Source organism: Sulfidibacter corallicola (assembly GCF_017498545.1).
Classification (GTDB): Bacteria; Acidobacteriota; Holophagae; order Acanthopleuribacterales; family Acanthopleuribacteraceae; genus Sulfidibacter; species Sulfidibacter corallicola.
This window is the reverse complement of the sequence record NZ_CP071793.1, coordinates 3368971-3392470: the sequence shown is the minus strand read 5'-3', so window position 1 is coordinate 3392470 and position 23500 is coordinate 3368971. Positions and strand designations below refer to the sequence as shown.

Here is a 23500-nt window from a genome sequence, read left to right as displayed (position 1 = left end):
TGGCAATGGAATGCACGGTGTCGTTACCGGTTCCCGAGACCGTTCAGTTGGTTTGTGATTTAAGCAGGATTTTGAGGATTTCCTCGTGGCCGGCCGCACGGGCCAGATCGATTCCGTTTTGGTTGTGGGCATTGCGCGCTTCGGTGTCGGCGCCCGCCTGAACCAGATAGCGAACCACGTTGAGGTGGCCCTCCGCAACGGCCCAGAGCAGCGGTGTTTGCCGGTTGGTGTGGTCCCGTTTTTCGAGGTCGGCGCCCGCGCGCACCAGCGCTTGAACCATCTCGAGGCGGCCCTTGCGGGTGGCTTCGATCAAGGCGGTGTGACCGTTGGGGGTGGGGAAGTCGATCGCGGCGCCGCGACGGAGCAGCTCGCGCACCAGGGTCGGCTTGCTGAATTTGGCCGCGACGTGAAGGGGCGGGTAGGGGGCGGGTTGCGATGGATTGAGCTTGGCGCCGCGTCGCAACAACAGGATTGCGACTTTGTCGCGGCTCAGGCGAATGGCGTAGGTCAAGGCGGTGTTGCCGGTCGCATCGGTGGCGTCGATATTCGCGCCGGCCTCGAGCAGGCTGGTGCAGACGGCTTCGGAACCGAACCCGGCGGCGAACATCAACGGCGTCTTGCCGCGCGGGGTCGCGGCCAGTGCGTCGGCGCCGCCCTCGATCAGGCGCGTGACCAGACGGGCATCGCCGCGGATGACGGCCCAGTAAAGCGGGGTCACGCCGCCCTTGTTGCGGTGGTTGATATTGGCACCGAACTGGAGCAGACGATCGATGGTGGCGTCGTCGCATCGCCACACGGCGAGGGTCAGGGTCGAAAGGTTGAAGAATCCTTCGAGGGGGCCGTTTTCTTCACCCTGTTGGTACTCCTTGACGAGGAAGGCCAGGAAGTCCATGCCAGGCTTGTCCCGCTTCTCGAGCAGAAAGCTGGCTTTGACGAAAGCCGAGCGGTTGAAATCCGCACCCTGGGACAGCAGGTAGGCGGCCGCCTCCGTGTGGCTTTGGTAAACGGCGAGCATCAGTGCGCTCCAGCCGTCGTCGGTGATGTCCTCGATGTTGGCGCCCAGGCTCAACAGGTATTCTAAAATCGAGACCTTTCCGCGGGTGGCGGCGATCATGAGCGGGGTCCAGCCGCCCTTGCCGCGAAAATTGACGTTGGCGTTGCGGGCCATGCAGCGGTCCAGCAATTCGAGATCTTCTTCCAGGATCGCGCGGATCAGGCACTGGTCGGGTTCGCGGGCGGCCGGTGCCGGGGTTTCGGCTTGTTCGAGGAAATCGTCGTCGGTCGCGTTCGTGCGATTCTGGCCGGCTTGTAGATGGATGCCCAGCCGCATCGACTCGATAACCGGAGCAGGGCCCGCGAGTGCCGATGAACGGCAATAAACCATCGTGAAAAAGAGCAGGAATCCGGTTTTCATCAAACCCCTTCCTGTGTGCGGCATTGCGGCCGTGGCCGGTTGATGGGCTGGTTGTCAACGTGAAAGTAGGTGTTGTCGTCAGCAACATGATAGCCGATCCAGGCCGTTAAAGAAAGCTGGCCCAGGTCGGGACCTGTCGCGGCCGTCCGTGGCGAGGGCCTCGTGCGGGGCGCGGAGGTGGCCTGCCCGACGGCGATCGGCTTCAGGCGTGTCCGACGAGGTGGAACAGGCGGGTCAGGTCCATGTGTTCGCGGAAGTGGTCGGCCAGGAGGCCGTACTGCCGCTCGCGAAATTTCAACCCGGCGTGGCGGGTCTTCACCTGAAAACCGGGGCGGATGTCGCCCAGCACCCGCTCCAGGAGCGCCGGTTCGTCGAACAGGCCGTGCAGGTAACAACCCCAGACGCGGCCCTCTTCGCTGAAGGCCCCGTCGTACTGGGGGGATGCTTCGTCGGTGCGGTGCCATTCGATCAGCGGTTGCGTTCCGGGATCGATTTCGGTACGGCCCACGTGGATTTCGTATCCGCGCACCGCGTCACCTGTCGCCAGCCAAGTGCCCGAGGCCCGGCGAACCAGCTTGTCGCGATCGAGCGTGGTGTGAATCGGCAGGTATCCCAACCCGGCCGAGGTTCCGGGCACGCCTTCGACCCCGGTGGGATCGCTGATCGTTTGGCCCAGCATTTGGTAGCCGCCGCACAGTCCGGCCAGGCGACCGTCGTTGGAGACGTATTCGCGCAGGTGGGCTTCCCAGCCGGATCGCCGAAGCCAGTCCAGGTCGAAGCGCGAGTTCTTGCTGCCGGGAAGGAGGACCAGGTCGTAGCCATCGAGGGGGATGGGTTTGACGGGATAGCGCAGGTCCACTTCCGGTTCCCGTTGCAGCGGCGAGAAGTCGGTGAAATTGGAGATGTGGGGCAGGCGAATGACGGCCACGTTGATGTTGGCCGGGTTCAGCGGGCGCTTGCCGCCACGGACGATCGGCACGGGGAGGGCATCTTCGGGATCGATCTCGATGTGGTGGAACCAGGGGATGACGCCCAACACCGGCAGGCGGGTGCGTCCCTCCAGGTAGCGAATGCCGTCGCGAAACAGCTCGATATCGCCGCGGAACCGATTGATCAGGATGCCCGCGACGCGCGCTCGGTCCAATTGGGGGATCACTTCCAGGGTGCCGACGACTTGGGCGAACACCCCGCCGCGATCGATGTCGGCGACGAGGAGTACCGGGCAATCGGCGGCGTGGGCCATATCGAAATTGACGAAGTCGCGGTCGCGTAGATTGATCTCCGCGCAGGAGCCGGCGCCTTCCATCACGACCATGTCGTATCGGTTGCGCAGGCGTTGCAGGCTGGCAAGCGCTTCGCGCCGGAACACGCTGGTGTCCCCGAAATATTCGCCGGCTTCGCGGTTCCCGATGGCACGCCCGTGCAGCACCACCTGGGACCCGGTATCGGTGTTCGGTTTCAGGAGGACAGGGTTCATGTCCGGGTCGGGCACCGCGCCCGCCGCTTCCGCTTGAACGATCTGGGCCCGCCCGATCTCGCCACCGTCCGGCGTCACACCGGCGTTGTTAGACATGTTCTGGGCCTTGAAGGGTGCGGTTCGATAGCCCAGGTCGCGAAAGATGCGGCACAGGGCGGTGGTCACCACGCTCTTGCCCACGTCCGACGCGGTGCCCAGGACACTCAGGCAACGGCTTGCCGGCGAGCGTCCATCGGGATCCGGGGTTTCGGGCCAAGACGATTCAAACATGGGTCTTTTCTCCTCGGGTCGCGTGGCGCGACGAATCGGTCCGGAACCAGGGCGATGGGACAACCCTACCCAAGCACCGTGCCTGGCTTCCGGGACGATGCGGCGCCGCGCCCGAATCCTAAGCTTAGCGCATGGCCGAGATTCTCATCATGGCGTTTTACTCCCTGGTCAAAACGTGTTACATCTTAGACACTGGCATGCCCTCCTTTTTTGACCCGAACAGCACGTATTTTTCGCCACCGCGAAGTCGGTTGGCGGCAACGGGTCATTGGGCGAATCTTGGTGAATCATCTTTATACATATATAGAAGCGGCCACCGGACCACCGGATCATCCGTTCCTCGAACTTTCTCTCCACCTTTCTCACCTCGCCGCGTTTGCGGCCCCTTTCATTTGGAGCGTCTCATGAAGCCCACCCGATTCGTATTTTCGGTATTCCTTTTCTTGTTCGCCGTTCAGCCTTTCTCTTTCTCTGCCGATTTGTTCGACGCCAAAACGATCGCCCATGCGGCGAAACTGCGTCAGGCCGCCCTCGAAAAAAACCATGCCTACGACCTGGTCGAATCGCTGACCGTGGAGGTCGGCCCCCGTCCTGCCGGAAGTGAGGCCGATCGACGTGCGGTCGCCTGGGCCGAAGCCAAGCTCAAAAAATTGGGATTCGACGCCGTGTACACCGAAGAGGTACCCGTGACCCATTGGGAGCGGGGCGAGGAAGAGGCCATGATCACCCTGCCTTTTCCCCAGAAGCTGCACGTCACCGCGTTGGGTCACTCGATCGGCACCCCCGAGCTGGGTCTCGAAGCCGAGGTCGTCGAAGTGGCCAGCCTGGAGGCCTTGACCCAGATGCCGGCCGACAAGATTCGCGGCAAGATCGTGTTCATCAACCACCCCATGGAGAAATCGCGCGACGGTTCGACCTACGGGAAAACCGTGCCTGGCCGAGTGCGCGGCGCCGTCGAGGCGGCCCGTCTCGGTGCGGTCGGCATCATCATTCGTTCGGTGGGGACCGACAGCCACCGGTTCGCCCACACCGGCATGATGCGTTACCAGGACGATGTGGCGCGTATCCCGGCAGCGGCCATTTCCAACCCCGATGCGGACATGTTGCATCTCCAGTTCGGTTATGGCGTTCCGGTTCGCTTGCATATGCGCCTGACCTGCCGCCTCCTGGGCCAGCAGATGAGTGCCAATGTCATTGGCGAAATCAAGGGTCGCGACAAGCCCGAGGAAGTGGTGGTGATCGGTGCCCACCTCGATTCCTGGGACTTGGGAACCGGTGCGTTGGATGACGGTGCGGGTGTGGGCATCGTCGTGGCCGCGGCCAAGGTGATCAAGGACGGCGGCAAACGGCCGAGCCGCACCATTCGCGTCATTTTGTTCGCCAACGAGGAGAGCGGCCTCGAGGGGGCCCAGGCCTACGTATTGCGTCACCGGCAGGAGTTGGATCGAATCATCGTCGGCGCCGAATCCGATTTCGGAGCCGACCGGGTGTGGCGATTCTCCACGCGGGTACAGCCGGACGCCCTGCCGATCATGGACGAGATCGCCAAGGTTTTGGCCCCGCTGGGGATCGAGCGTGGTGACAACGAGGCGTTCGGTGGTCCGGACATGACACCGTTCCGGTTGTCGGGCGTTCCGGTGGTGTCGTTGATTCAAGACGGAACCGATTATTTCGATTTTCACCACACCGCGGACGACACCCTGGACAAGGTCGATCCCGAGAAGTTGAGCCAGAACGTGGCGGCCTACGTCGTATTCGCCTACATGGCGGCGGAAGCGCCCACGCACTTCGGACGGATCGAAATGACCCCGTCGTCACCCTAAGCCAAAAACGCGGGTACGATCCAAAGATCGACCCGCCTTTTCCCCTTATCGGAGCCAACCCTCTCAATCGTCTAGGGTGTATTGCCGTTTTTTGCAGCATCTTGGAGCTGCAGTGAAGATCGCCCCGGCCTTCCCGACCAAAGCCGGGAAAGCAGAGAGTTCCCGCAAGCGAAAGAGATGGACCATGCCTGTAGGTTGAGCAGCCTGCTCAACCAATCGAAGCCAGATAACCCCGAACATATCAGGTATTTAAGAGCGAAGCACGGCATGCCCCGAATCACCCGGACCAAAGCCAGGAAAGCAGAGAGTTCCCGCAAGCGAAAGAGATGGACCATGCCTGTAGGTTGAGCAGCCTGCTCAACCAATCGAAGCCAGATAACCCAAGATATATCAGGTATTTAAGAGCGAAGCGCGGCATGCCCCGAATCACCCGGACCAAAGCCGGGAAAGCAGAGAGTTCCCGCAAGCAAAAGGGATCCACCAGCGGAAATACACCACAACCAAGCGCACATCCCGTTCAACCGCCTTTCTCGTTCCGATCCCCAAACAACCACGCGTACCCATCCCGACAATAGTTCCAAGGATAGTCTTCCGGTTTGGCCACGAGCTTCGCATGAACGGGATTTTCCAGAATATACCGAACCGCGTGGCGCCAGTGTTCCGGAGTTCGAAGCCAATGATCGAAGGATTCCATTTCCCAAAATGGCCCGGACCGATCGAGTATCTTGTTTGCTTGCAGACCGGTGTAGCTTTTGAGTGAGTGCATGATGCCCGGGATGGTGGTTTGCTGAAGGGTCGACGTCGCATGACCCGTGGGCGATCCCTTCTTCAGGGGCGTGATAACCATGTGCACGTGATTTGGCATGATGCAAAAACAGTCCAACGTGAATACTTTTTCATCTCGGTAGTGCAGGCTCTCGGCGACCATATCGGCGACCTCGGGGTTGGCCAGCCACATAGGACCGGAGCCTCCCGCGTGCATGACCGATTCGAATTTGCGAAACCATTTCCGGCGGTGTTCCAACTGGAGTCGTTTGGTGGGATGGTTTCGAACCGAGTCCTTCCGCCATGCTTCGAGTACCGAATGGGGCAGGGAACCCACGAGGCGGAAGGTGATGAAATAAGTCGCTCGCTCGGGATGCCAATGGGGAAGGTGGCACCGGTAGAACAGCTTCTCGGTCAGGTTGGACATACTCTTTCTCGAGGTGAGAGATGAGGTCCAACATAACCTGGCTAATCCGTTGGTGGCCAGGGGATTTTGATGGAAATGTTGCGATAGGTGCAAGCGGTAGGGTTTCTTGAAGTGCCCTGGGGTTTTGTTTTCGGGGACTTCCTGCTTCCCTGGCTTCGATCTGGTTATGTTGGGGGATGCCGTGCTTTGATCTTAAGCCACTGTTACATATATTGTTATGTCGCTTCGATTGGTTGAGCAGGCTGCTCAACCTACAGGCGCGACGCCCCTCTGGAAATGCGGGGACTGGGGAAATGCGTGCTTCGGTGGGGTCAGTATGTGGCGGAGCCCAGCACCGCCTTGCGGCTGGCACCCGTGACCGTGGGGAAATTGCCCGGGACACCGTTCATGTAGGCCCAGGCCAGCGATGCCATCAACATCGCTTCCTTGGCGTCCACCTCCACGCCCAGGTCGCTGGTGGTTTTGATGTCCAACTCGGGAAGGTTCGTGCGCAGCATCTCCATCAAGGTGTCGTTGTAGGTTCCACCACCCGAGGCGATCATCTCCTGGAAATCGGCGTACTCGTAATCCTTGAAGCGGAACCCGCGAATGGCGTCCGAAATCGTGACCGCCGTGAGCGTGGTCGCCGTCTTGATCAAATCCTCGTACCGATCGAACTGGCGATAGCGCAGGAACCGCTCGCAGAACACCGGCCCAAAGTCCTCGCGCCCTGTGGACTTGGGTGGAGCCGTCCCGAAAAAGGGATGGGCCGTACAGGACTTGAGGAGGTCGTGCAGCACCTTGCCTTTCGCCGCGTAGGATCCGCTCGGATCCAACGACTGCGGTTCGGTAGGGTGATGGCGCATCAGGTGATCGATGATCATGTTGGCCGGACCTGAATCGAACGCCGAAATGTCTTCGCTGCCCGCCGGTAAAAACGAAAGATTGGCGATGCCGCCGAGATTCAACATGATGCGCCCCATGCTCTCGTGACGGAACAGGTGGTGATCCAGGAAGGGAACCATCGGGGCACCCTGGCCGCCCAGCGCAATGTCGGTCTGGCGAAAGCCGTGAATGACGCGAATCCCCGTGTTGACCGCGACCGTATACGGATCGCAGAGCTGTAGGGTGCCGCGACCCACGCCGCCGTACACCTCGTAACCCTCCGGGCAGTGCCAGAACGTGATCCCGTGCAACCCGATCGCCTTGACGCGGCTGGGCGGCGTGCGAAACTCGCGCAGGCTGGCGTTGATCTCCTGGCCGAAGCGATCACCCAACAAATGATGCACCGCCAACAGACGCTGCGGCTCCCAACTGGGATCTTTCATCATGGCCAGATATTCGCGGCGCAGTTCTTCTTCGAATGGGACGGTTTTGAAACCCACCAGCTCGATGGAAAACGGTTGGCCGATTCTCGCCAATGCGATGTCGATTCCGTCCAACGAGGTTCCCGACATGACCCCGAGATACAATTCACCCAAGGCGACCTCCCGTGTACCCGACTCCGTATGTGCCGCGCACCCACGTTCCGGGACCCGTGGCGTCGCCGCCGAAATCACGAGTCACCACGAAGGACAACTGCGTGTAGAAGGGTAATTCCGTAGAGAACCAGGTGCCCTGTCAATGTACCATAGCTGAAATTCGCCGAGAGAAAATTATAGAATGCCGAAGGAAAAATCAGTCATTCTCTTGGCAATTGACGCCTCCGGCGATAAGAATGGAAGCGCCGCGGATCGCCGGCCTCGCGAGATGACCTTCGGTCGCGTACACGGCGCTGTCGCCGCCGCGCAGACGTTCGCGCCCTCCGCACTCGTTTCCATGGGAGAACTCGACTTGTTACAGACATTTGACGATGCGCAACTGGAGCTGTTCCTCGATCGTTGCGACGTGATTTTGGATGCCCGATCACCGGCCGAATACGAAGAGGACCACCTACCGGGCGCCTTCAATACGCCGGTTCTCGACAACGGCCAGCGGGCCGAGATCGGCACGTTGTTCAAGCGGAATCCATTCGAAGCGCGTAAACGCGGAGCCCGTTACGCGCTCGACAATATCCGGGACTTTCTCGAATCGCCGGCGTGCCGAGCCTGGCCGGAGGGGACGGCGATCATGGTCTATTGTGCCCGTGGCGGCCAGCGCAGCGGCGCCCTCGCCACCGTGCTCTCGGAGATCGGGTTCCCCGTGTTTCGCCCGACTCGTGGCTATAAATCCTATCGGGCCTACGTCCAGCAAGTCCTCGAACGACCGTTGCCCGGACCCGTCTGGGTATTGCACGGTTTTACCGGTTCCCGCAAAACCGCCCTGCTGCACCGTCTGGCCGATCGCTGCAACATCGTCGATCTCGAGGGCGCGGCGCGTCATCGCGGTTCGGTCTTCGGCGAAATGCCCGATGGGCAGCCCGGCCAACGTCCCTTCGAATCCAAACTGGTTCGCGCCATTCGGGCGTTCGATCCCGCCAAACCCACGCTCATCGAAGGAGAGAGCCGGCGCATCGGTCGTCTCAACGTGCCCAATCCCCTGTGGCACCAGATGGTCGAGGGGCGAAACCTATGGCTGCAGATGTCTCGGGCGCGTCGGGTGACCAACATTCTGGAGGATTACGCCGATCACAAGCTGGCGGAGACCTGCCTGACCATTCTGCCGCGGCTGGCCTCCTACGTGGCCAAGCGCGATATCGCCACCATGCACGCCCAGTTGGAAAGCGGTGATTGGGCGGCCTTCGTCGATCTCTTGTTGGAAAAGCACTACGATCCGTTGTACGGTCGATTCTTGCGCCACCACGACGCCCGAAGGATCGAAGCCGACGATGACGAGGCGGCCTATCGCCAGCTCGTCGAACTGATTGAAGCCGGCTGAGGGTGACGACCCCGGGTGTCGTCGCGCTCGCGATTCACCCGGGATTTGATGATCGCGCCCCGAAGGCGCGATGCGATCAGAATTGCCAACCAACCGCGACCAGGAATGACATCAAGTCTTTGTCGTTCAGGTTGTCCAGGGTGTCGAGTGCGGTTTCCTCAATCGCGTCGGGCGTGTAGAGGACCTTCCCCTGAACGGTCAATTTGTCGAAAAAGATGGCGCCGGCGCCCACTTCGAATCCGGTTTCGTTGTCGACGATTTCCAAATCGATGTTGTCCTTTTCCAGGTTGATGCGGTTGAGCCCGGCCTGCAGGTAAAAGGTCGTGCCCAGCGGGAAGTACATCAAATCGGCGGAGAGGATGTTTTCCACATCGATTTGAGCCTCGCCGAATTCCGCGCCGAGGGCATCGGCGTAACGTCCGGAGCTGTCGATGATAAAGCCCTCCAATTTCACGCCGATGACGGCGAACTTGAACTGGATGTTGGCGCCGAAAGCCACGCCGTTGTCGTTGTCGTCCAAGCCGTCGGTCGGCGAATAGGCGCCGGCCATGACGCCGAAATCCAAGCCGCCGGCCAGGGCGGGCGCGAGGGATGACGCGCAAAACAGCCCAAGCAAAAGGGTGACAGCCAATCGTTTCATGATTCCTCCATGATACCTTCGCGAATGAATGATCCAAAAATCAGGGAATGGGAAGCTGATGGGTGGGAGCTCGTCTTCTGACAGATGGGACCCGAGCGATCGTCATCGCCCCCAACGAAACCGCGATACCCGGGTCGAGACGGGTCCCGGATGCCGAGATCCGGTTGCAAACGAGAGAGACACCGCGGTCGAGGTCCTTACATGACGGGCGAGGGCGAGCCCATTGTAGCGCCCTCGCGACCGGTGCGCCATCCGTTCACGCACGAATGTTGAGCGCCTCCATCAGCGCCGCGCATTTTTGCCGGGTTTCCAGGTATTCGGCGTCGTGGCACGAATCGGCGACGATGCCGCCGCCGCCGTGGAAACACACCCGTCGACCGTGCTGGATCATGGTGCGGATCAGGATGTTCAGATCCATGTGACCGTTGCTGTCGATGTACCCGAAGGACCCGGTGTAGGGACCGCGCGCTTCCCGTTCCAGTGCGACCAGGGTCTGCATGCAGGCGATTTTGGGCGCGCCGGTGATGGTGCCGCCGGGAAACACGGCGGCAATCAGGTCGAAAAGGTCGGCGCCGTCCGCCAGTTCGCCGACGATTTGGGAGACCAGGTGATGGACGTGGGAGTAGGTCTCCACCACGGAGAACTCCTCGACCCGGACCGTTCCCGGTGCCGACACCCGTCCGAGGTCGTTGCGCAGCAAATCGACGAGCATGAGGTGCTCGGCCCGCTCCTTTTCGCTGGTGCAGAGATCGTGGCGAGAGGCGGCATCGGCCTGGGCGTCGTGGGCGAAACGCGGCTTGGTGCCGGCGATCGGGCGCGCGCTGAGGTAGGCGCCGCGTTTGTCCACCAGGCGCTCGGGCGAGCCGGACACCACCCAGGTCTCGCCGATCCGGAACAAACCCATGAACGGGCTTGGATTGAGATCCCGCAGCAGGCGATAGGTGGCCGTCGGCGGTTGCGGGGTTTCACCCAGGAAGCGCTGGGACAGGTTGGCCTGATAGAAGTTGCCCTCGAAGATGTGGTGTTGCACCTGGCGGATTTTTTCGCCGTATTCGATCTCGCTCTCGCGCCAGCCGAGGGGAGCCGCGGTTGGCTCGGTGGCGGGTGGTGCGGGCGGTTCCGCCGTTTCGGGTGTGTGCCGTCGCGTCAGCAGGCCCGCTTCGCGATCGTAGACGGCGGTGTGGCCGGCCAGGAGCCAAACCGCCTCGGGCAAACCCCAGGTGGGGTGGGGCAGCGATGGGTTCACGTAGGGATTGAACGCTTCGTAGGTCAGCAGGGGAAAGAGGGCGGGGCCGGCATCGCCGTAACCACGGCCGTGAAAGTCTTCGACCCAGGCGGCGAATTCGGAAAGCGGCACGGTCAGGGGCCTGTCGCGGGCGGCCGTGCCGAAGGCGTGCAGGGTCACGTGATTCGTGTCTTGATAAAAGAGGGCGAGCGGCGCTTCGGCCTGTAGCGAGGTGCGCGCACGGGCGCCGACGGGTCCGGCCGAATCCAATAGGCAACCGTAGGGCCGGTGTTCCAGTTCGGTCAGGGCCCGTTCCACGAATGCGTCTTCGCTGATACGTTCGCGGATGAGGGGGTCGGTCGCGCGTCGCTGCAGCAGCACGTCCAGATCGGCGAGGGCTTCGATCGGCATGGCGGAAGCGTCCTCCGCGGTGCCGAGCCGCGTGGGGCTTCGGACCGCCGAGCTCATTTATGGCGATGTAGAAGTTGAAGCGGCATCGTGGTCAGAATGTGCCAGATCTCGTTTTGCTCGAAACCGTCCAATGCTTGGATCGCCTTTTCCGCATAGGCTTTGGCCAATTCCCACGTCTCTTGGAGGCTGCTGTCGGCATGCAGTGCTTCCAGCAGCGCCGGCGGTACCGCCGCATTCGCGTCGTCCCAAAAGGCGTGGATCAGATCGCGAAGCCGGCCGTCGTCCTTCTTCAACAGTTTGATCAGGGGCAAGGTGATCTTGCCCTCGCGGAGATCCTGGAGCACGGGCTTGCCCAGCTCGTCCTCGCTACCGGTGTAATCGAGGTAATCGTCGATCAATTGAAACGAAATGCCCAGATTGAAGCCGTAATCGTAGAGTTGCTGCACCTTTTCGGTGGGCAGGTCGGCGATCAGGCCGGCCGCTTTGGTGGTTCCGGCGAACAGGTAGGCCGTCTTGCGCTGCAGCACGTCGAAGTAGGTTTCTTCGGTGATGGTGCTGTCGTAATTGATGCGGTACTGCAGCAGCTCGCCCTCGATCATGCGCTCGGACACCCAGGTGATGGTGTGCAGCACGTCCAGGCGGCCGCCCTCGATCGCGGTGGAGTGGGCCTTGGTGTACAGCAAGTCGCCGTAAAGCACGGTAATCGTGTTGCCGAGCACGTTGTTCATCGTGTTGTTGCCGCGCCGGGTCTTGGCTTCGTCGATGATGTCGTCGTGAATCAGGGTGGCGGTGTGAATCAGTTCGAAAACGGCGCCGTAGAGCGGGCCGTCCTCGCCCTCGTAATTCAGCAACTTCGAACAGAGAACCAACAACTTCGGCCGCAATCGCTTGCCGGGATTGGCCATGATCCGTTGGTTCAGCTCCGCCAGAAAAGGGTGGTCCGTGCCGAGGATACGGGCCATCTCCTTGTCCAAACCTTCCATTTCAGGAGCCACCAGCTCCGCTATTTTTGACCCGTTCAAAATTGACGCACCAGATTGAAAAAGTAACGGCCGCGAACGACCGCTGGAATCTTAGCATACAAGTCCGAGGGCGCGAGAATTATTCACTTTCACACCGCTGGGTGGCGGCACCACCCGTGCGCGGCGTCATCCCGGCGGCGGAACCACGAAGAGATCAGCCCCGAATTTGGGATCCGTGTTCATGTCGCCGAACCACAGGCGCGTGCCTTCGCCGTCGTCGAAATAGATGTCTAGGAAGGTCGGCGTCCAGGTAGGGTTGAACTCGATCGTGATCTGATATTCGGCGCCGTCGCGCGGGCGCAGCAGGTAGCGTTTTCCGCTGCCTGGCCCGACCGTTTCGCGGGTGACCAGGAAGTGGTGCGAGACCTGGTCTCCGTAGAGCAGCAGACGCACCAGCGGTTGGTCCTTCACTTCTTCCTGAGCGGTGCGGGACTCGCTGTCCGCCAGCGAATCGTACTCGTAGCAGGTGGTGCCGTCCCAGATCAGCGCCTTGCGTTCACCGACCCGATAATCCATGCGCATCTTGCCGGGACGGGCGACCTTCAGGGTGCCCTCGGCGAGGGTCGGGTCGAAGAAATCGCTGTAGGTTTCCTGCTTGAAGGAGACCTCGAAGCGGTTCAGCTTGGCGAGCGCGGCTTGAATGGCCAGGCTCTCGGCCTCGGAGACCTGGGCGAAACTCGGGCACACCATGAGGATCAGGCAAATCGAAATGGGGTAGCGAAGGGATGGCACCATGCGAAACCTCGAAAGGAAAAATGGCGGTTCGCGCCGATGGGATCGGAGGGACTGCACCAGGCGCGATCTTACCGGGCGCGGTCGGGGCCGTCAATGCGCTGGGGGAAGCGGTGAAACGAACTTGGGTCCTTCGAGTCGGCGTTGCCTTGGTTTCGGAAACAAAATCGGGAATGCCGGAAACAAGGAACCCTGGAACGAAAACTCCGCCTCCGAGTCCTTTGTGTTCTTGGCGGTGAAAAATATTTGAAATCAGCGGTTTAGGCGCTCTGCGCGCTCAGGCGTCCCGTTCGATGTCCAGGGTCAGCCGAATCTGGAAGTGACCTTCCTCCACTTCCTGGGCGTGGACCTTCAGCAACTCGGTGTGGATCACGTTCTCGTCGTCGTCCACGAAGACGCAGTTGAGTTGGGCGTTGGCGAAGCCCTGGGGCACCTTGACGGTGAACTTCTCCAGTTTCGCTTTCTTCTTGGGGGTCGAGGCGGTTCCCAAATCTCCGAAGAGATTGTCGACCGAGGAACTGCGCTTGGACTTGCCGCGCGTGCGCCGACTGGAGGTGGTGAGGGTGTCCAGATCGTCGAGGCCCAGGCCGAGACTCTTCGACTTTTTCTTGGTCTTGGTCTTGACCTCGGGTTTGGGAGGTTCCGGGGCTGGCGCTACCGGTGGTGCCGGTTCTGGAGTTGCCGCTACCGGAGGTGCCGGTTCGGGAGGTGCCGCTATCGGAGGTGCCGCTACCGGGGATTCAGCTTCAGGAGTCGTCGGTTCCTGTGCCGGCTCCGGCTCCAAGGCGGGTTCCGGTGACGTTTCGGCCACTTCCACGGAGGTCGGGAATTCTTCTGCAGCCGGTACTTCCTGGGTGATTACGTCGTCTGCCGCGGCAGTCTCGACCGGTGGGGCTTCCTCCACGATGGGCGGCTCTTCCACCATCACGGCGTCCGGGGTCGTCGGCGCCAAATCTTCGGCAACCGGTTCCGGAGGGGCCACGATTTCGTTCTGGCCGGGGTTGGTTTCCTCGAACTCCACCGGTTGATCGTCCAGTTCCATGTCTTCCTGAGGGGGGACGGGGACCGGATCGAGATCGGCGTTCATCGAGTCGTGGGTATCGCCGAAAGAATCGGGCGCGATCGCGGGCATCGGTCGGGCACCGAGGTCCACATCCATCTCGATGGCGGGTGCCTCGGCGAAGGGATCCGCGGGGACACCCTCCTCTTCCAGCACACCTTCGTCGAAGGTCAGTTCCGAATCGTCTTCGGGCGGGCTGACGTATCCCTGCGCTTCGGCCATGGCGGCCTGGAATCCAAATTCGTCCTCGGGCGATTCATCGGGGGTCAGGTCGAAATCGTCGTCGCCTTCGCTGAGCACCAGGGCATCCGCATCCTGCATGGCCGGTGCGACGTCCTCGTCCAGGGGAGTGGTGACGGCCTCGCTGAGCGCGGTATCGTTCTGATCGGGGCCGACCAGGTCCGGCTCGTCGAGCGGTGATTCGGAAAGTTCGGGTTCGGCCAGGATCGGCTCTTCGGCAACCATGTCGTGCTGGCCGTTCTCCTCGCCGAGGTTGAGCGGTTCTTCGGCTTCCTGATCCACCACCAGCGGCGCCTCTTCGTCCATCGAAGCCCCGGAGGTTTCCAACGGATTGCTCTCATCCAGCGAGTTGTCGGTTTCGATGACACCCGAATCTTCGATGTCCAAATCGTTGAAATCGTCCAAATCCAGGGACTCTCCCGCCAGACTGTCGTCTTCGGAAAAATCCAGATCGAAATTGTCGAGCGTGTTTTCGCGATACCCACCGATCTGACCATCCTGGTCGGGCTTCAGCACTTCACCGTTGTGCATGCTGACGTCGGGCAGTCCCTCTTTTTCGGGATTGGCGTCGGGATCGGGCGTCGGAGCGGGCACCGAGGTGGGCTGGACCTCGTCGTTGGTGCCGGGGTAGGTGTCGAAGGACACGTTCTTGGGCATGTCCTCGCGCGGGGTATCCTTGTGGGAGTCGTTGCCGCGTACCTGAAGCGTGGGTTTCTCTTTTTTCGGAGGCTCGTTGCCGGAGGCCTTGTCGCGCAATTTCAGCAGCGTTTGTTTGGAAACCTCTTTCAGCGTCTCGAAGACGCCGATGCCCTGCAGGGCCGCAGCCTGAACATAGGGGCGGCCGTAGGGGTTGAGCCCCTCGTTGAGCTCTTCGACCGTGGAGATGTTGGGCAGGTCGCGCTTGTTGTATTGGTACACCAGGGGGATGTCGTTGAGATCGAGCCCCATTTCGGCCAGGTTTTCCTGAAGGTTTTCGAAGCTGTCCACGTTGGCGTCGAACATCGGCTTTTGCGAGTCCGCCACGAACACGATGCCGTCCACGCCGCGCAACACCAATTTGCGGGTGGAGTTGTAAAACACCTGGCCGGGCACGGTATAAAGCTGGAATTTGGTCTTGAATCCGCCGACGACGCCCACATCCATCGGGAGCAGGTCGAAAAACAGCGTACGGTCGGTTTCCGTTTCGAGACTGACCATTTCACCGCGCGATTTTGGAGACGTTTTTTTATAAATTTCCTTCAGGTTCGTGGTCTTACCGCAGAGGCCCGGACCGTAGAAGACGATCTTGGCAACCATTTGCATAGTGGAATAGTTCAGGAATACCATTCAAAAACGCTCCTCGATGTACCTGGGGGGCAATTACTGCAAAAGCATAGCATAGCAGGCAATCTGCACCAACGTGCGCAGTTAAAAAAATGCACTTCGCCGCCGGTACTTCAACCTCAATGAAGCGAGCAATAACCTGCAAGGGCCGGGTAGATCGGCGGCCCCGCCCGAGAGGATCTCGGGCATCGGCCGGACCGCCCGTCGGACCCTCTCGTTCGGACCATCGGGAACGCAGCTCGGGGCCGGGTTCAATAGCGCTGGTTTCTGTCCTTCTCCACGTTGATGCGAACCGGTTTCGAGCTGTATTGCCCGCCGTTCAGCTCGATCCAAACCTTGTAATGGCCGTAAGCGGAAAAATCGTATTCCATGTGGAAAAAGTTGTCCACGTTGGCCGATTCGTCCTGATAGTTGTAACTCTCGTGCACGATCTCGCGCTTGAACGTGCCTGGCCCGTCGATGATCCACTTGATCTCGCTGATTTCGTCGACGACAGTTGTTTCCTCGGTTTCCAGATAGCCCGAGAACTGGACCATGAGCGGTTCGATCCCGCGCGTGATATCGGCGGTGACGTAGACGCGAACCGGTGATTGTTCGAACAGGTCGGTATCACTCTTCTTTTGATTGCACCCGACGAGACCCACCAGGATCAGGCTCGCGGCAAGCACCCGGCCGCCTCGTTTCACCAAGCATGTTCTATCCATTCAGTGCACCTCCCATGATGGTTGATTGTACATGCGTGCCCGCGCGTCCACGACGGTTCGCTCGGTCGTCGGGCGCTTTTTTCATCCCATTCGACCGCATTCGGCGATGGCGCACCCACCGGCTTTCGCGATGGGAACGAGCGGTGGGGTCGTCCCTCTCCCTTGGTACCCGATCCACCTGGTCCGAAATCGCGGGGCGTCTTCCGCTGTTCTGTTGTTCGACTTAACGCCCGAGCGGGGTTCACCACTCATGCGACCTCCCCTGGGACACTGGATTTCAACCGGCCTTTTGGGCATAATACCTGTTTTGTCAAATGATTTTGTGTCACCCGATGACAAGGAGAGTTGTAATGACAACGCACCGCAAGGTAATCATCGTGGGTTCCGGTCCGGCCGGCCTGACCGCGGCACTCTACGCCGCGCGCGCCGACCTGAACCCCCTCGTTTTCGAAGGTCTTCAACCCGGGGGCCAGTTGACCATCACGACCGACGTGGAAAACTATCCCGGTTTCCCCGAAGGCGTCATGGGCCCCGACCTGATGGATTTGTTCCGCAAGCAGTCGGAGCGATTTGGCGCCGAGTGCCGATTCGAGTACGTGGATAAAGTGGAACTGGGCGTGGAACCGCCGCACCGTCTCTGGGTTGGTGATGAAGAGTATAGCTGCGATGCGCTGATCCTTGCCACCGGGGCTTCGGCCAAACTGCTCGGCCTGGAGAAAGAGTCACAGCTCATGGGCCACGGTGTTTCGGCCTGTGCCACCTGTGATGGCTTCTTTTTCCGCGACAAGACCATCGCCGTCGTGGGCGGCGGCGACACGGCCATGGAAGAAGCGACCTTCCTGACCAAGTTTGCCGCGAAGGTGTATGTGATTCACCGTCGCGAAGAGTTGCGTGCTTCGAAAGTCATGCAGGCCCGCGCCATGAAGAGTCCCAAGATCGAGTTCATCTGGAACACGGTGGTTTCCGATCTGCGCGGCACGGCCGAGACCGGCATTCAGGGATTGGAGCTGGAAGACACCCGCACCGGCGAGAAGCGCGACATGGCGATCGAGGGCCTGTTCGTGGCCATCGGCCACAAGCCCAACAGCGAGCTGTTCGAAGGCCAGTTGGACATGGACAACGTCGGCTACGTGATTACCAAGCCGGATTCGACCGCCACCGCGGTCGCGGGCGTATTCGCCTGCGGTGACCTTCAGGATGCGGTCTACCGCCAAGCGGTCACCGCCGCGGGAACCGGCTGCATGGCGGCCATCGAAGCCGAACGCTACCTGGCCGAATTGGAAGCGGAATAACGACATCGCGGCAATCACCCGGGGTTGCCGCCTCGAAAAAAATCCTGAAAGGCGGCACTTCGCGCGTTTGGAAGTGCCGCTTTTTTCGTGGCATCGTTCGAATCGCGGACGGCCATCACACCAGCAGTGCGTCGGCGCGCACCTCCACCAGGGCCGGTCCCTCGTGGGCCAGCGCCCGCTCGAGACATTCGTCCAGCCTGGCTTTTTCGGTGACTTCGACGCCGAGCGCACCGCAGTTCTCCGCGTAACGGGCGAAGCTGGGGTTGTGGAGCGACGTTTGCCAGACTTCCAACTCGTCGGCCCGCTGCTCTTTCGAGATTTTGCCCAGTTCGTTGTTGTTGAGCAGTACGTGGGTGATGTTCATGCCGTACTTGACCGCGGTCGTCAGTTCGCCGAGGTACTGGCCGAACCCGCCGTCGCCGCTGACACAGATGGTGGGTCGATCGGGCGCCGCGCAGTGGGCCCCGATCGCCGCCGGGTATCCGAACCCGATCGAGCCCAGGTAACCCGACATCAGCACCGATTGGCGCGTGCATTCGAAGTAGCGACCGAATGAATAGGTGTTGTTGCCCACGTCGACGGCGATGACCGCGTTCTCCGGAATGACCCGGTTCATGGCGGCGAAGACCGAGGCGGAGTTGATGCCGCGGCCGCGGTCGTCCTTTTCCCGTCGCAGTTTTTCTTCGCGCCAAATCGCCCAGCGTGCTCTGACTTCGGGCCGTTGGTCGACCGTGTCGATCGCGCCCAGCTCGTTGCGGATCAGGTTGGCCGTGATGCCGATTTCGCCCCAGACCGGCACCGCGACCTTGTGGAATTTGCCCAGGGCCATGGCGTCGTAGTCCACCTGAATGATCGGTTTCTTGGGGGTGATGCCGGTGTGGTTGGAGAAGGAGGCGCCGAAGACCAACAGCAGATCCGATTCGTTCATGAACCAACTGGCGATGGGTGTGCCGCTGCGGCCCAACACGCCGCAACCCAACGGGTGATGGTCCGAGATCTGGCCCTTGGCCTTGAAGGTGGTGACCACCGGTGCGTTGAGTTGCTCGGCCAGTTGGACGATCGGCGCCATGTGGAAGCGGGCCCCGTGGCCCACCACGATGACCGGGCGTTTCGAGGTGCGTAGCAGCTTCAGCATGGCCTCCACGGACGCTGCGGGCGGGGTGATCTCCATCGGGGTCACGCGGCCTTCGGGCGTGGTGGCCGGTTTGCCTTCGGCCGGCATTTCCTGGACCTCGTTGGGCAGGATCAGGTGGGCCACATCGCGTTTGATCATGGCGTTCTTGAGCGCCAGCGACATCAGCTCGGCGTGTCGTGACGACGGCAGCACGGTTTGGCTCCATTCGGCGACCCCGTTGAAGGCCGTGGCCAGGTCCACTTCCTGGAAAGCGCCCGGTCCCAGCACCTGGGTGTCGACCTGGCCGGTCAGGGCCAGAATCGGCGCGCGATCCACCTTGGCGTCCCACAGTCCGGTCAGCAGGTTGGTGGCGCCCGGACCCGCGATGGCGAAACAGGCGGCGGGTCGGCCGGTCAACTTGGCGTAGGCCGAGGCCGCGAACGCGGCGGCACCCTCGTGCCGGATGCCAATGAAGGTCAGCTTGCCGGCGCGTTCCGCCTCGCGCATGGCGTCGGCGAATCCCAAATTGGAGTGGCCGACCATGCCGAATACGTGGGTGACGCCCCACTGGGTCATGGTCTCCACCATGACGTCGGAAACGGTGCGGATCCGCGGCGGCTTGGCCTCCAGTCCCACGTAGATGCCGTCCTCGCGGGTTTCGACCGGGAAGGTGGGGACGCCGTCGTCGTAACCGCCCGGCGGCTTGCCGGTGTGGGGGCAGAAGTCCCAGCCGTGCCATGGGCAGCGCAGCCAACCGTTTTCGATCGAACCCTCGCCCAGGGGACCGCCCTGGTGCGGGCAGCGATTGTCCAGCGCGGTGTATTTACCTTGATAGTGGGTGATCGCGAGGCTGGTGGTGCCCGCGGTTACGGTTTGCACCCGGCCTTCGGGCAGCTCGTCCAGATCCAGAATTCGAACCCACTGCAGTTCCGGAGAACCGCTTTGCTTCGTCTCGCTCATCTTTATCTCTCCTCGATGATCGCCGCGAACGACGGGCTTGAGCCGTTTCGTGCGACGCGTCGCCACGGGCGGCGGAGCCTACCCGGCGGCGGCGTTCGTTCGGTTCATGAGGTAGGTCAGAGGGGAACGACCCCGGAGTAGGCGACCCCTGTCAGGTAGGCCACTTCGCGTTTCCACGTCGCCAGATCGGTCTTGTTGAACTGGTTCAGGTGGTCGTGGCCACAAGCGCGTGCCATGACCTGCATCAGTTCCACCGCGGCGCCGAAAAAGCGGGCCAACCGTTTGGCGGCCACGGCGATTTCCAGCCGGGCGCGCAGGTGATCTTTTTGGGTGGCGATCCCCACCGGACAGTTGTTGGTATGACAGGCACGCATGCCCAGGCATCCGATCGCCTGTAGTGCGCTGTTGGAGAGGGCGATGCCGTCGGCACCCAACGCCAGGGCCTTGGCGAAGTCGGCCGGGGTGCGCAGGCCGCCGGTCGTGATCAGGGTGATGTGGCGGTTGCCCGATTCGTCCAGGAACTTCCTGGCGCGCGCCAGGGCCGGCATGGTCGGGACCGAGATGTGGTCGCGGAAAATGAGCGGTGCGGCACCGGTGCCGCCTCCGCGGCCGTCGAGAATCACGTAGTCCACCCCGACCTTCACGGCGGTTTCCAGATCGCGCTCCACGTGCTGGGCCGAGAGCTTGTAGCCGATGGGAATGCCGCCCGTGCGCTCGCGTACCTCCGCGGTGAAATCGCGAATCTGTTCCCAGGATTGCCAGTCGGGGAAACGCGCGGGCGAGATGGCCGGTTCCCCCTCTTTCAGGCCGCGTACCTGGGCGATCTTGCCCTTGACCTTGGCGCCCGGCAAATGGCCGCCGGTGCCCGTCTTGGCACCCTGTCCGCCTTTGAAGTGGAAGGCCTGGACCTTGGCGACCGCATCCCAACTGAAGCCGAACCGGGCCGAGGCCAGCTCGTAGAAGTAGCGGTTGTTTTCGGCCTGTTCGTCGGGCAACATGCCGCCCTCGCCGGAACAGATACCGGTCCCGGCCAGTTCCGCACCCTTGGCCAGGGCCACCTTGGCCTCCTCCGAAAGCGCGCCGAAACTCATATCCGAAACGAAGAGGGGAATGTTCAGGCGGAGCGGTTTGGCGGCGCGCGGCCCGATCACCAGATCGGTGCCCACCGGCTCCTCGTCCAGCAGGGGCAATTTGTGAAGTTGAGCGGTCAGGAACTGGAGGTCGTCCCAGGTGGGCAGCTCGCGGCGGTCGACACCCATGGCGGCGGCCGGGCCGTGGTGGCCCCACTTGGACAGCCCGTTGGTCGCCAATTCGCGAATGAACAGGACGTGTGGTTCCGTGGCTTCCCCATGGGTGTCCTGGTAGGCGCCCTGGTAGCTGTCGCGTTGATAGGGTTGGGGATGTTCCATTTCCCAGGCACGGATTTCGTCTTCGTCGACCCAGACGCCATCGTTCTCGATCCAGTGGGTGAACTTGGCCAGGGCTTCCTGGTTGTTGTATTCGCTGACTCCGGTGTCGTAACGGTAATCCCAATGGTGGACGCCACAAATGAGGTTGTGACCGTCGATGTGCCCGTCGGCGAGCATGGCGCCGCGGTGCAGGCAGCGACCGTATAAGACCGAAACGTCGTCATCGTAGCGCACGATAACCAGGTCCACGTCGGCGACGAGGGCGCCGGTGGGCTTTCGGTCGGCCAGTTCACTGAACACGGCCACCTTCACTTTTTTCATGGGGTTTCTCCTCTGTTCCGGCGAATCCGATACCGAACGGAATCCGAGCGGGCTGCTTGGAAAACGCGTGGGGGCGCAGCGAGACACGGGCTCGAAATCCGCGGATCGTTCGATGTTGATTGCGAAAGAATTCCTGCTATCTTACCACCAACAGGATCTGTCCAACCGATATTCCCTGGCTGGGCCGGGGCGGCCACGGGCTTCGCTCACCGAAGGGCATCAGGCGAGGAGTTCCCGAATTTCGCAGTACGTTTCGTCGCGCCGAAGGAGCGGAGCCATCTCTTTTCGCGGGTGGGTTGTGCATCGGCGTTTCCTGGCCGGCAGTTCCCGCATGCAGAGTGTGGCGTCGAGGCTGTAGGTTGGCCCGCTGGGCCGACTTTCGAAGCGACTCGGTGCCGAATAAGACAATCGTTAAAGAGCGAAGCCCATCGTGTTGTTGAAGGGCCTACGTTGGAATGCGGCTTCTTGCTATTGCCGAATTCAGAGAGATCCGTCGTGCTTGTAAAAGAGGGGACCACCCTGGTTCGCATCATTTCACTAGCCCAAGCACTCCAACCTTAAATAAAACAAGCACCATAAGAGCCAAGCCATTTCCTGAACCGAAGAGCCGTGAACAAAACCGCTCTTTCTCGGAGTTCCTACATCACGAGAGGGGCGTTAAGACCAGGTAAAGGCCTCAAGCGCGGTACCCTCGCCGGATGTGCTCGCCAAAGCCGCCCACGCTCGGAATTCTCGAAACTCTCTAACCTTGCAATATCGGAGAATGTGCTTCGCTCTTTAACCTCTCGATTCTGTGAAGTTTGGGTCGCTTCGAAACGTCGGCCCAGCGGGCCAACCTACAGGCCTTTCGCCCCTCTCTCGATGCGGGGACCTTGGGCTTTGCGACCTTGTTGGTGTTCGATATGGGAGCAAATCGGCTTCGCTTTTTGGTGTAACTCACTACAGTTGCTTGAGTCGCTTCGAAACGTCGGCCCAGCGGGCCAACCTACAGGGCCAACGAATCTCTTCGTATGCGGGCACTCCCGGCATGGATAACTCCGATCTGTCGGGCCGGCGCCCAGGGCGGGCCCGCCACCTGCCGCAGCGCCGCCCCATTCCGTTCAGGGCAACTTCGGAGAGATAGCCGGATCAGAGCAGGGCGTCGATCATGGATTGGGCCTGGCTCGCGTACCCACCGCCGAACAGGTTGAAATGGTTGATGATGTGGTACAGGTTGTAGAGCGTGCGGCGAAGGGGATAGCCCGCCTCGAGCGGGCGGAGCTCGGTGTATCCCTCGAAAAAGGCGGTGCCGAAACCGCCGAACAGTTCGCTCATGGCCAGATCGGTCTCGCCGTGGCCGTAGTAGGCGGCCACATCGAAGACCGCCGGCACACCGGTCTCGGTATAGGCGGCGTTGCCCGTCCACAAATCGCCGTGGACCAGCGCCGGCCGGATCGTCAATCCCCGCAACAGGTCGGGTACGCGTTCGGCCAGTCGGTCGAAACGCGCGAATCGGTGCCCGTTCCGATGGGCCATGTCCACCTGGTAGCGCAGGCGGTGCTCCAGGAAGAAGGTGGCCCAATCCGATTCCCAGGGATTGGGTTGGGGCGAGCTACCGATGAAATTGTCGCGATGCCACCCGAACCGATCGCCTACGTCGCATTGGTGCAGACGCGCCAGGTCTCGACCGAGCCGATGGGCATCTTCGGAACGACCCGATCCGAGATCGAGCCATTCCAAGGCCAAATAGGCGCGTCCCCCGTGACAACCGAAACCCAGGACTCGCGGCACGCGAAGGGTTTGGGTGGCTTGGATCGCTTCCAGGCCGGCGGCCTCCACGGCGAACATGTCGCGTGCCGATTCCCGGTTGGTTTTGACGAAGTAGCGCGTGCCGTGCTGGTCACTCAGACAGGATGCCTGATTGATGCAGCCGCCGCCCACCGGTGTCACCTTCGCCGGCCGGATTTCCCTGTCCAGGACATGGGAAAGGGCTTTGCCCACCTCGAGCCACCATGACGTGATCACTCGCTCACCTCGCTATCGCTTGGATGGCCCGT

15 protein-coding genes and 1 pseudogene are annotated in these 23500 nt (G+C 61.4%); 3 read left to right on the top strand and 13 right to left on the bottom strand.

Annotation, left to right across the window (positions count from 1 at the left end; translation table 11 throughout):
• Positions 1-43: 43 nt before the first annotated feature.
• Together J3U87_RS09645 and J3U87_RS09640 are read right to left on the bottom strand one after the other, a co-directional pair.
• A complete protein-coding gene (locus tag J3U87_RS09645) occupies positions 44-1414 on the bottom strand; it encodes an ankyrin repeat domain-containing protein (protein WP_237382834.1) in 1371 nt (456 codons plus the stop codon).
• Between the two features lie 202 nt (positions 1415-1616).
• Entirely contained in the window at positions 1617-3161 is a 1545-nt protein-coding gene (locus tag J3U87_RS09640) for a cobyric acid synthase (protein ID WP_237382833.1), read from the bottom strand.
• A 404-nt stretch (positions 3162-3565) separates the two neighbouring features.
• Between J3U87_RS09640 and J3U87_RS09635 the strand changes: the two genes are divergently transcribed.
• Positions 3566-4984, top strand: a complete 1419-nt coding sequence (locus J3U87_RS09635; RefSeq protein WP_237382832.1) for a M20/M25/M40 family metallo-hydrolase — start codon at positions 3566-3568, stop codon at positions 4982-4984.
• A gap of 517 nt (positions 4985-5501) precedes the next feature.
• Here J3U87_RS09635 and J3U87_RS09630 read toward each other — a convergent pair.
• Positions 5502-6176, bottom strand: coding sequence for a hypothetical protein (locus J3U87_RS09630; RefSeq protein WP_237382831.1), 675 nt, complete (start codon positions 6174-6176; stop codon positions 5502-5504).
• 311 nt (positions 6177-6487) lie between these two features.
• Positions 6488-7636, bottom strand: a complete 1149-nt coding sequence (locus J3U87_RS09625; RefSeq protein WP_237382830.1) for an anhydro-N-acetylmuramic acid kinase — start codon at positions 7634-7636, stop codon at positions 6488-6490.
• A gap of 352 nt (positions 7637-7988) precedes the next feature.
• Here J3U87_RS09625 and mnmH point away from each other — a divergent pair, with 352 nt between their 5' ends.
• The gene (mnmH, locus tag J3U87_RS09620) at positions 7989-9011 is read left to right on the top strand and encodes a tRNA 2-selenouridine(34) synthase MnmH (RefSeq protein ID WP_237382829.1); all 1023 of its coding nucleotides are present in this window, start codon (positions 7989-7991) and stop codon (positions 9009-9011) included.
• A gap of 76 nt (positions 9012-9087) precedes the next feature.
• Here the strand turns inward: mnmH and J3U87_RS09615 are convergent, their stop codons facing one another.
• The 6 genes and pseudogenes from J3U87_RS09615 to J3U87_RS09590 all read right to left on the bottom strand — a co-directional run bounded on the left by J3U87_RS09615 (position 9088) and on the right by J3U87_RS09590 (position 16368).
• Complete coding sequence (locus tag J3U87_RS09615; protein WP_237382828.1) at positions 9088-9651, bottom strand: outer membrane beta-barrel protein; 564 nt, start codon at positions 9649-9651, stop codon at positions 9088-9090.
• 256 nt (positions 9652-9907) lie between these two features.
• The gene (locus J3U87_RS09610) at positions 9908-11287 is read right to left on the bottom strand and encodes an anthranilate synthase component I family protein (protein ID WP_237382827.1); all 1380 of its coding nucleotides are present in this window, start codon (positions 11285-11287) and stop codon (positions 9908-9910) included.
• A gap of 53 nt (positions 11288-11340) precedes the next feature.
• Complete coding sequence (locus J3U87_RS09605) at positions 11341-12270, bottom strand: polyprenyl synthetase family protein (protein ID WP_237382826.1); 930 nt, start codon at positions 12268-12270, stop codon at positions 11341-11343.
• Between the two features lie 165 nt (positions 12271-12435).
• Positions 12436-13044 carry a LolA family protein gene (locus J3U87_RS09600; protein ID WP_237382825.1) on the bottom strand — a complete coding sequence of 203 codons (609 nt, stop codon included), beginning with the start codon at positions 13042-13044 and terminating at the stop codon, positions 12436-12438.
• 2047 nt (positions 13045-15091) lie between these two features.
• Positions 15092-15667 (bottom strand): annotated as a pseudogene (locus tag J3U87_RS35245) (GTP-binding protein); the annotation flags it as partial.
• 248 nt (positions 15668-15915) lie between these two features.
• Positions 15916-16368, bottom strand: a complete 453-nt coding sequence (locus tag J3U87_RS09590; protein WP_237382824.1) for a hypothetical protein — start codon at positions 16366-16368, stop codon at positions 15916-15918.
• A gap of 350 nt (positions 16369-16718) precedes the next feature.
• Here J3U87_RS09590 and trxB point away from each other — a divergent pair, with 350 nt between their 5' ends.
• On the top strand, positions 16719-17660 hold the full coding sequence (gene trxB / locus J3U87_RS09585) for a thioredoxin-disulfide reductase (RefSeq protein WP_237382823.1): 942 nt from the start codon (positions 16719-16721) through the stop codon (positions 17658-17660).
• A gap of 115 nt (positions 17661-17775) precedes the next feature.
• Here trxB and J3U87_RS09580 read toward each other — a convergent pair whose 3' ends face one another.
• From J3U87_RS09580 to J3U87_RS09570, 3 genes are all read right to left on the bottom strand, one after another.
• On the bottom strand, positions 17776-19734 hold the full coding sequence (locus J3U87_RS09580) for a thiamine pyrophosphate-dependent enzyme (RefSeq protein ID WP_237382822.1): 1959 nt from the start codon (positions 19732-19734) through the stop codon (positions 17776-17778).
• 116 nt (positions 19735-19850) lie between these two features.
• On the bottom strand, positions 19851-21464 hold the full coding sequence (locus J3U87_RS09575) for a glutamate synthase-related protein (protein ID WP_237382821.1): 1614 nt from the start codon (positions 21462-21464) through the stop codon (positions 19851-19853).
• 1128 nt (positions 21465-22592) lie between these two features.
• Positions 22593-23468 (bottom strand): fructosamine kinase family protein, encoded by an 876-nt coding sequence (locus J3U87_RS09570; RefSeq protein ID WP_237382820.1) that lies wholly within the window; start codon positions 23466-23468, stop codon positions 22593-22595.
• Between the last annotated feature and the right edge of the window lie 32 nt (positions 23469-23500).